Raw genomic sequence first — 5072 nt, forward strand, 5'->3', positions numbered from 1 at the left:
TGCTGGGGTTCGATAACCAGGCGCGTGTCTGACACGGCCCGACGGTGGCAAGTCTTGCCCCGACGTACGGCCGTGGTGCCATGACCAACACCTGGACCGATATCGCCAACGCGAATCTGATCCTGGTAATGGGTGGCAACGCAGCAGAAGCGCATCCGTGCGGCTTCAAATGGGTGACCGAGGCCAAGGCGCATAACGCTGCGCGGCTGATCGTGGTCGATCCGCGTTTTACCCGGACCGCTTCGGTGGCCGACTATTACGCGCCGATCCGCACCGGCACCGACATCGCCTTCATGGGCGGGCTGATCAATTACCTGCTGACCGAGGACAAGATCCAGCACGAATACGTGCGCAATTACACCGACGTGTCGTTCATCGTCAAAGCCGGCTATGGCTTCGAAGACGGCCTGTTCAGCGGCTATGACGCGGAAAAACGCAGCTATACCGACAAGTCCGGCTGGGGTTACGAATTCGCCGAGGACGGTTTCGTCCGCGTCGACCCGACCCTGCAAGACCCGCGCTGCGTCTATCAACTGATGAAGCAGCATTACAGCCGCTACAACATCGACCTGGCCAGCCAGATCTGCGGCATGCCGGTCGACGCCATGCAGACAATCTGGGAAGAGATCGCCACCTGCTCGACGCCGGGCAAGACCATGACGATTCTCTATGCCCTCGGCTGGACGCAGCACTCGATCGGCGCGCAGATCATCCGCAGCGCGGCGATGGTGCAACTGCTGTTGGGCAACGTCGGCATGCCCGGCGGTGGCGTCAATGCGCTGCGCGGGCACTCGAACATTCAGGGGCTGACCGACCTTGGCCTGCTGTCCAACGCCTTGCCCGGCTACCTCACGCTGCCCAGCGACAGCGAGCAGGACTACGGTCAGTTCATCTTCAAACGCACGCAGGTTCCGCTCAGACCGGGGCAGCTCTCGTATTGGCAGAACTACAGCAAATTCCACGTCAGCCTGATGAAATCCTGGTACGGCGCCAATGCCACCGCCGAGAACAACTGGCTGTTCGACCATTTGCCGAAGCTCGACATCCCCAACTACGACGTGCTGAAAATGTTCGACCTGATGAGCCAGGGCAAGGTCAACGGCTACTTCTGCCAAGGCTTCAATCCGATCGCCGCGTTGCCGGACAAAAACCGCGTGATGGGCGCGTTGGCCAAGCTCAAGTGGTTGGTGGTAATGGACCCGCTGGCCACGGAAACCTCGGAGTTCTGGCAGAACGTCGGGCCGTACAACGACGTGAAAACCGCCGAAATACAGACCGAAGTCATTCGCCTGCCGACCACCTGTTTTGCCGAAGAGGACGGCTCGCTGGTCAACAGCAGCCGCTGGCTGCAATGGCACTGGAAAGGCGCCGATGGCCCCGGTGAAGCGCAGACCGACATTCGCATCATGAGCGAACTGTTCCTGCGCCTGCGCCAGCGTTATCAGACCGAGGGCGGCAAGTTTCCTGATCCGCTGCTGAAACTGTCGTGGCCGTACAAGATCCCCGACGAGCCTTCGCCGGAAGAACTGGCGCGGGAGATCAACGGCACCGCCGTCAGCGATTTCACCGATGCCGGCGGCGTCACTGTGAAGGCCGGCACGCAACTGGCCGGCTTCGGCTTGCTCAAGGATGACGGCAGCACCGCGTCCGGTTGCTGGATTTTCGCCGGCAGCTGGACCGAGGCCGGCAATCAGATGGCCCGTCGCGACAATGCCGACCCGTACGGCATGCACCAGCATCAGGGCTGGGCGTGGGCGTGGCCGGCCAATCGGCGGATTCTCTACAACCGTGCTTCGGCGGACCCGGCGGGCAAACCGTGGGACCCAAAAAAGCGGCTGGTGTGGTGGAACGGCAAGGCCTGGACCGGCACCGATGTGCCGGACTACAAGGCCGACGTGCCGCCGGAAGCCGGGATGAATCCGTTCATCATGAACCCCGAAGGCGTCGCGCGGTTCTTCGCCGTCGACAAGATGAACGAAGGGCCATTCCCTGAGCACTACGAGCCGTTCGAAACGCCGATCGGCATCAACCCGCTGCACCCGCAGAACAAGAAGGCGACCAGCAACCCGGCGGCGCGGATCTTTGATTCGGTCTGGGAAACCCTCGGCGAAGCCAAGGACTTCCCCTACGCCGGCACCAGTTACCGGCTCACCGAGCATTTCCACTTCTGGAGCAAGCACTGCAAGTTGAACGCGATCGCTCAGCCCGAGCAGTTCGTGGAGATCGGCGAAGTGCTGGCGAACGAGAAGGGCATTGCTGCCGGTGATCGCGTGCGGGTCAGCTGCAAACGCGGCTTTATCGAAGCGGTGGCGGTGGTGACCAAACGGATCCGGCCGCTGCAGGTCAACGGCCAGGTCGTGCATCAGATCGGCATCCCGCTGCACTGGGGTTTCACCGGCCTGACGCGTCACGGTTACCTGACCAACACCCTGGTGCCGTTCCTCGGCGATGGCAACACTCAGACCCCGGAATCCAAGTCATTCCTGGTCAACGTGGAGAAACTGTAAATGGCCAGCCAAGACATCATTGCCCGCTCGGCCACCACCACTGCGCCGCCGTCGGTTAGGACCCAGCAGGGCGTTGCCAAGCTGATCGACACGACCAAATGCATCGGCTGCAAGGCCTGCCAGGTCGCCTGCTCGGAATGGAACGAGCTGCGCGACGAGGTTGGCCACAACCACGGCACCTACGACAATCCGCAGGATCTGACGGCGGATTCATGGACGCTGATGCGCTTCACCGAGCACGAAACCGACGCCGGCAACCTCGAATGGCTGATCCGCAAGGACGGCTGCATGCACTGCGCCGAGCCCGGTTGCCTGGCCGCGTGCCCAAGCCCTGGGGCGATCATTCAGCATGCCAACGGCATCGTCGATTTCGATCAGGATCACTGCATCGGTTGTGGCTATTGCATCACCGGTTGCCCGTTCAACATTCCGCGCATTTCGCAGAAGGATCACAAGGCCTACAAATGCACACTGTGTTCCGATCGGGTCGCGGTCGGGCTGGAGCCGGCCTGCGTGAAAACCTGCCCGACCGGCGCCATCGTTTTCGGCACCAAGGAAGACATGAAGGAACACGCCGCCGAGCGCATCGTCGATCTGAAAAGCCGTGGTTTTGAAAACGCCGGTCTGTACGACCCGGCCGGGGTTGGCGGCACCCACGTCATGTACGTGCTGCACCACGCCGATACGCCGAAAATCTACGCCGGTTTGCCGGACCATCCCGCAATCAGTCCGCTGGTGGGTTTGTGGAAAGGCATCAGCAAACCCCTCGGCCTGCTGGCGATGGGCGCGGCGGTGCTGGCCGGGTTCTTCCACTACGTGCGCATCGGGCCGAATCGCGTCGAGGAGGACGAGCATCCGACGCCACCCGACACCTCGGTGCACGTGGTCGACCCGGCGGTGCACACCTTCGATCCACGCGGGGAGGAGCGGCCATGAGCAACAAGACGATCCTGCGTTACAGCGCCAACCAGCGCACCAATCACTGGCTGGTGGCGATCCTGTTTTTCATGGCCGGGTTGTCCGGGCTGGCGTTGTTTCATCCGTCGCTGTTCTGGCTGAGTAACCTGTTCGGCGGCGGCACCTGGACGCGGATCCTGCACCCGTACATGGGCATCGCCATGTTCGTGCTGTTCCTCGGCTTGGTGTTCAGCTTCTGGCGCACCAATTTCTTTATCGCCAATGACCGCCAGTGGCTGCGGCGGATCAATCGGGTGATGGTCAACGACGAAGAAAGCGTGCCGCCGGTGGGTAAATACAACGCCGGGCAGAAGTTGCTGTTCTGGACTTTACTGCTGTGCATGCTGGGGTTGCTGTTCACCGGGCTGGTGATCTGGCGCGCATGGTTCAGCGCGTATTTCGGTATCACCACGATCCGCTGGGCCATGCTGTTGCATGCGCTGGCCGGGTTTGTGCTGGTGCTGAGCATCATCGTGCACATCTACGCCGGTTTATGGATCAAGGGTTCGGTCGACGCCATGCTGCATGGCTGGGTCAGCCGGCCGTGGGCGAAGAAACACCATGAACTGTGGTACCGCGAGGTGACCCGCGACGAACAGCCTCGGGACCTGCCCGAGCGACCGCTGACGAAAAAGGGCTGACTTTTGCCAAGCATTCTTGAACCTGGGGAAATCGAGGCGGCGGCCAGTTCGCCGCCGTTTCTGTACCTGCCACCACGTAACCTGTTTGCCCTGCGTGCAGAGCGGCTTGAGCGTCTGGCCGAGGGCAACGGGTTGGCGGATTATCTGCGGCTGATGGCCGGGTTGTGCCGGGCGCAGCAGCAGGTCTTCGACGATCCGCCGCTGACCGCGCCGTTTGATGCGCAGCGTTTCGAAGCCTGTCAGCAGCATGGTCTGCCGCCGTTCGCCGCAGACACCTTGGTGCGAGAGGATGCTTGGCAGCCGTGGCTGGATGCTTTGCTGCAGGGCTATGTGCCAGCGGATCAGCCTGCGGTGGTCGACGCGCTGGACACGCTGCGCGCCGCCAGTCCCGGCCAGTTGCGCGCGTGGGCGGTGGCGCTGGTCAGTGGGCAATACTCGCTAGTCCCAGCGGCGCTGGTGCCGTTTCTCGGCGCCGCGCTGCAAACCGCCTGGAGCCACTGGCTGCTGAGCGTGCCGCAACTGCAACTCAAACCCGGTGACAGCCTCAGCCAATGCCCGGCCTGTGGTTCACCGGCCATGGCCGGGGTCATTCGCCATCGCGGCAAGCACAACGGTTTGCGCTATCTGGTGTGTTCGCTGTGTGCCTGCGAATGGCACGTGGTGCGGGTCAAGTGCGTGTATTGCGAGCAGAGCAAAGGCCTCGAGTACCTGAGCCAGGAAGACGATCGGCACAGCGCCGAACAGGCCCCGCTGCGCGCCGAAGTCTGCCCCAGCTGCAACAGCTACCTGAAATTGCTCTATCTTGAGAACGATGCCGAAGCCGAGGCGTTGTCGGCAGATCTCGGCAGTTTGCTGCTGGACATGCGCCTGGCCCAGGACGGTTATCAGCGTCTGGCACCCAATCTGCTGCTGGCGCCGGGAGACGAATGACCAGAGCAAAATTGTGGCAGGGGGGTGTGCTCCCACA

The 5072-nt window shown here is 62.3% G+C and carries 4 protein-coding genes; all 4 read left to right on the plus strand.

Annotated features, from left to right (window positions below; translation table 11 throughout):
* Positions 1-2507: formate dehydrogenase-N subunit alpha (gene fdnG / locus D6877_RS01475; RefSeq protein WP_130909629.1), on the plus strand; the 2507-nt coding region annotated here is incomplete at its 5' end.
* Positions 2508-3443 (plus strand): formate dehydrogenase subunit beta, encoded by a 936-nt coding sequence (gene fdxH / locus D6877_RS01480; protein ID WP_122698222.1) that lies wholly within the window; start codon positions 2508-2510, stop codon positions 3441-3443.
* Positions 3440-4105: a formate dehydrogenase subunit gamma gene (locus D6877_RS01485; protein WP_130909630.1), complete on the plus strand. Its 666-nt coding sequence runs from the start codon at positions 3440-3442 to the stop codon at positions 4103-4105. Before fdxH ends, D6877_RS01485 begins: the two co-directional genes overlap by 4 nt.
* A 3-nt stretch (positions 4106-4108) precedes the next feature.
* On the plus strand, positions 4109-5035 hold the full coding sequence (gene fdhE, locus D6877_RS01490) for a formate dehydrogenase accessory protein FdhE (RefSeq protein WP_130909631.1): 927 nt from the start codon (positions 4109-4111) through the stop codon (positions 5033-5035).
* Positions 5036-5072: the final 37 nt, after the last annotated feature.

This window comes from Pseudomonas sp. Sample_9, from assembly GCF_004307535.1.
In the GTDB taxonomy this organism is placed as follows: domain Bacteria; phylum Pseudomonadota; class Gammaproteobacteria; order Pseudomonadales; family Pseudomonadaceae; genus Aquipseudomonas; species Aquipseudomonas mercuritolerans.

Bases quoted from the DNA above. Each gene is read 5' to 3' on its own strand.
- D6877_RS01485 (WP_130909630.1), top strand. From the start codon at position 3,440: ATGAGCAACAAGACGATCCTGCGTTACAGCGCCAACCAGCGCACCAAT.
- fdxH (WP_122698222.1), top strand. From the start codon at position 2,508: ATGGCCAGCCAAGACATCATTGCCCGCTCGGCCACCACCACTGCGCCG.